This is a genomic window from Shewanella sp. SM20 (assembly GCF_025654545.1).
In the GTDB taxonomy this organism is placed as follows: domain Bacteria; phylum Pseudomonadota; class Gammaproteobacteria; order Enterobacterales; family Shewanellaceae; genus Shewanella; species Shewanella oncorhynchi.
This window is the reverse complement of record NZ_JAKKRK010000108.1, coordinates 1-3,198: the sequence shown is the minus strand read 5'-3', so window position 1 is coordinate 3,198 and position 3,198 is coordinate 1. Positions and strand designations below refer to the sequence as shown.

Below are 3,198 nucleotides of genomic sequence, written 5' to 3'. Positions count from 1 at the left end.
TGATGGCTGTCTGAATATCGACAACAATCGTGCGGAGCGCGCCATCAAACCGTTCGTGATTGGTCGCAAGGCGTGGTTGTTCGCCAATACCAAGACGGGAGCACAAGCCAGTGCGGCACTGTACAGCCTGGTCGAGACCTCAAAAATCAACGGACTGGAGCCGTATGATTACCTATGCCGCTTATTAACCGAGCTACCCAAAGCCAACACCCAAGAGAAACTACAGCAACTCCTGCCTTACTGATCACCCGCCACACCGCAAGGTGTGGTTGGCGTTACGCTTACAGAGTAACTCAGAATAATCTTCAGTTTTAATGTCGCTATCGAGGATGTATGGATAAACTTATGAAAAAAACTAAATGATGTTTCGAGTATATCGTATCTAGATTTTCTTGATGTTGGGCGCACTGTATCGCCTATCACAATAGATAAAAGTAAGTCCTCAGTTGAGAGCTTAACTGAGCAAAAAAGTCATAGAAAAATGCACCGTAGATTTATTGTCAGAGGTCACTGGAAGTTGCAAGCCTACGGCGAAAAAATGAGTTTAAGAAAGCGAATCAGAATTGCGCCTTATTATCGTGGTCAGGATATGGCGGTTTTGATAAATAAACCATATCTTGTGAAATGATTTTAATTAACTTATTGAAAAGAAAGTAAAATAGAGTCATTAAGGAAGGGGGTTTATGATTATTCGTCCTGCAAAACAAAGAACTAAATGTTTCTATTGTGAGGAAATTGGCACTTTTGCTGTTAGTCAAAAATCAACATTTTACCCAACTCATGTGTGTCAGAAACACCACGATAGCATCCTATACCCAGCGAGGATTATTTACACTTCACACGCTCATCGGAAAGACAATAAACCTATCTCCAATGTTAGATTTATAATGTTTTTCAGGCAGGTTGCAGTAATGACCGAAGGTGGATTAAAGGAACTTGGTTACGCTGGCAGAAGTCGATCCCATTGCACTATCGTACCAGACGAAAGAAGTGCTGTAGATTTTCTTTTAGAAAATCCACCCATAAATGCAGATGGTAAATTGTTTCGAATCGCCAAAGGTAGAGAGGGCAAGAAGTTGTACGAAGCATGTAGTAATCCCCGTATTCTAAAAATATCAAACTCTTTGCAGAGTCCGAGCATAAGAACTATCTCTGCCGAGGGTGCATTTCAAAAGCTAACAAAATCAAAAAAGCAGAACATCCGATGGTTGGGCGGTAACACCATAGCAATATTTTAGCCTTTTGGTAGGCGCTTTTTGGAACAACCTGAATTAAGGTGCCATTTTGTCAACTTTATTGATATTTGTTAATGATAATGGTAGTATGGTAAATGAGGTTATGCCTCATATTTCACCGCAATATGTTCCGCTAGTTCAGCACAGAGTGCCAGAATAGTGGCTATTAAAAGTGAACGCATCCGTTGATGCTAAATTAGGAAATAGGCAGATGAAAAGTATGACAAATGAACGCATTACCACTCGTGTAAGCATTGAGTCAAAAGAGCTGTTAGAGAAAGCGGCTGCGCTTGCTGGTTATGCCAGTATTAACAGCTTTATTGCGAATACAATGATTTCAGAAGCGAAAAGATTGATCACACAAGAGCATTTTCTGGTGTTATCAAAAAATGATGCTTTAGCTTTTGTGAACGCTTTAGATGCACCCGTTAAAAGTAACAGTCGGTTTCTTAATGCCGCGCGCAAGCATAAGGAAACGGTAAACAATGAAAGTTACCCCATTTGATAAAAATAAGCATGACCGTAAGGGTTTTGATTGTGGGAATACAGAGCTAAACAACTACCTGAAATGTATTTCAGGTCAGCATGAAAAGAAAGATATTTCAAGGACATATGTTCTTACTTCTGAGTTAAATCCTTCACATATAAAAGGTTATTACTCTATTGCTGTAGCTCAGGTATCTCTTAGCGAGTTACCAACCGAAATAGCTAAAAAATATCCATCTGAAATAACGTGCAGCTTGATAGGTCGAATGGCTGTTAACCATACCTGTCAAAGACAAGGGCTTGGTTCAATATTGCTTATAGATGCAATCAAACGAATTATCCACGCTTCCAGTGCAATTCCTATCCCTATGATTATTGTACAAGCAAAGAACGAAGATGCTAGACGTTTTTATAGTGAGTTTGGTTTTGTATCTTTTCCTGATAATTATTTGAAACTTATGATGACACTAGCCCATGCTAAAGCGATGTTGAAAGAAGCCGAGCATTAAAAAATGAGCAAAACAATTTAGATAAATGTGCGGCATTCACTCAAAGCGCTTTTCAATTGAGCGGTATTCGCTCGTAATTGTTTTGGGGTTTTATTTCTGAGTGCTAGGAAACATTTTATGCTAAAAGGGATTGATTTATTTGCGGGTGCAGGGGCTAAACAAGCAGGGGTTAATATTGTGTGGGCATCTAATCACTCGCTGCCTACAGTTAAATATCACGCTCTTAATCATCCAGAGTTATTCCTTGTTAACGCCAAACAGCCGCATGTGTCGGTACGGAATGAAACATGGTACATTGCCGCCTCGCTCAGCCCATATTTACATGCCGTTCGTTGAGGTTACAACACCCGCGACTAAGTTCGCGGTGATGGTTTATACATATAAGTCAGCAGCTGATTTTACTGTTTGTGTAAAAAGTTCAGAACCCCGTCGCCAGATCTTAATCCGCTATGAGAGGGTGCGCCGGGATTCTGGAAATTTTCGCCAAAATAGATCTAACATAATGAATCTATTAAATTATATAGTTAATAGGTTTTCGTAAGATTGCTTCTGGTAAGAACGACGTATGAAACACGATTTGTGGCAAAAGTGCATTGAGTACTATAATTGGATATTCTCAGATTACTCTTATATGAACCAAAAACGTGCAGTAATAGCTCTATCACTTCGATTAAAATCGATCATTTCTGACTTCAGCGGAAACAATACGTCATGATGGAGGCGTTGTTGCCTAAATCAATCTTAGGTATGCCTTTTCCTAAAAGGGTTCCTGGTATTAATTGACCCTCTGGCGAATAGGCATACCCAGTCCTATGACTTTGTTCATCACTTTCACACCAGCCAGTGCCTCGCCGACTTGGCCGTTGTAGTCCCGCAGGCTCAATTTCGGGCTAATCAGTTGCTTGTAACGATACATAGCTGTTTCTGACAGGGAGCGTTGGTGATAGTCATTCTCTTGTTTCCATTGT

The 3,198-nt window shown here is 40.2% G+C and carries 5 protein-coding genes and 1 pseudogene; 5 read left to right on the top strand and 1 reads right to left on the bottom strand.

All coding sequences use genetic code 11. From position 1 onward, the window contains the following. From L5M18_RS22925 to L5M18_RS22905, 5 genes are all read left to right on the top strand, one after another. Positions 1-244, top strand: a 244-nt coding sequence (locus L5M18_RS22925) for a transposase domain-containing protein (protein WP_263198707.1), incomplete at its 5' end; no start/stop codon positions are given. A gap of 439 nt (positions 245-683) precedes the next feature. Beyond that, a complete protein-coding gene (locus L5M18_RS22920; RefSeq protein WP_014610882.1) occupies positions 684-1,238 on the top strand; it encodes a hypothetical protein in 555 nt (184 codons plus the stop codon). Between the two features lie 208 nt (positions 1,239-1,446). Further along, positions 1,447-1,740 (top strand): DUF1778 domain-containing protein, encoded by a 294-nt coding sequence (locus L5M18_RS22915; RefSeq protein WP_014610881.1) that lies wholly within the window; start codon positions 1,447-1,449, stop codon positions 1,738-1,740. Next, on the top strand, positions 1,721-2,230 hold the full coding sequence (locus L5M18_RS22910; RefSeq protein ID WP_014610880.1) for a GNAT family N-acetyltransferase: 510 nt from the start codon (positions 1,721-1,723) through the stop codon (positions 2,228-2,230). The genes L5M18_RS22915 and L5M18_RS22910 overlap by 20 nt, the downstream gene beginning before the upstream one ends. Positions 2,231-2,347: 117 nt before the next feature. Continuing rightward, positions 2,348-2,566: a hypothetical protein gene (locus L5M18_RS22905; protein WP_261762709.1), complete on the top strand. Its 219-nt coding sequence runs from the start codon at positions 2,348-2,350 to the stop codon at positions 2,564-2,566. A gap of 439 nt (positions 2,567-3,005) precedes the next feature. Here L5M18_RS22905 and L5M18_RS22900 read toward each other — a convergent pair. Further along, positions 3,006-3,198 (bottom strand): annotated as a pseudogene (locus L5M18_RS22900) (IS5/IS1182 family transposase); the annotation flags it as partial.

Excerpts from the sequence above, each read along its gene's own strand:
- L5M18_RS22920 (WP_014610882.1), top strand. The coding sequence starts at position 684 with ATGATTATTCGTCCTGCAAAACAAAGAACTAAATGTTTCTATTGTGAG.
- L5M18_RS22915 (WP_014610881.1), top strand. The coding sequence starts at position 1,447 with ATGAAAAGTATGACAAATGAACGCATTACCACTCGTGTAAGCATTGAG.
- L5M18_RS22910 (WP_014610880.1), top strand. The coding sequence starts at position 1,721 with ATGAAAGTTACCCCATTTGATAAAAATAAGCATGACCGTAAGGGTTTT.
- L5M18_RS22905 (WP_261762709.1), top strand. The coding sequence starts at position 2,348 with ATGCTAAAAGGGATTGATTTATTTGCGGGTGCAGGGGCTAAACAAGCA.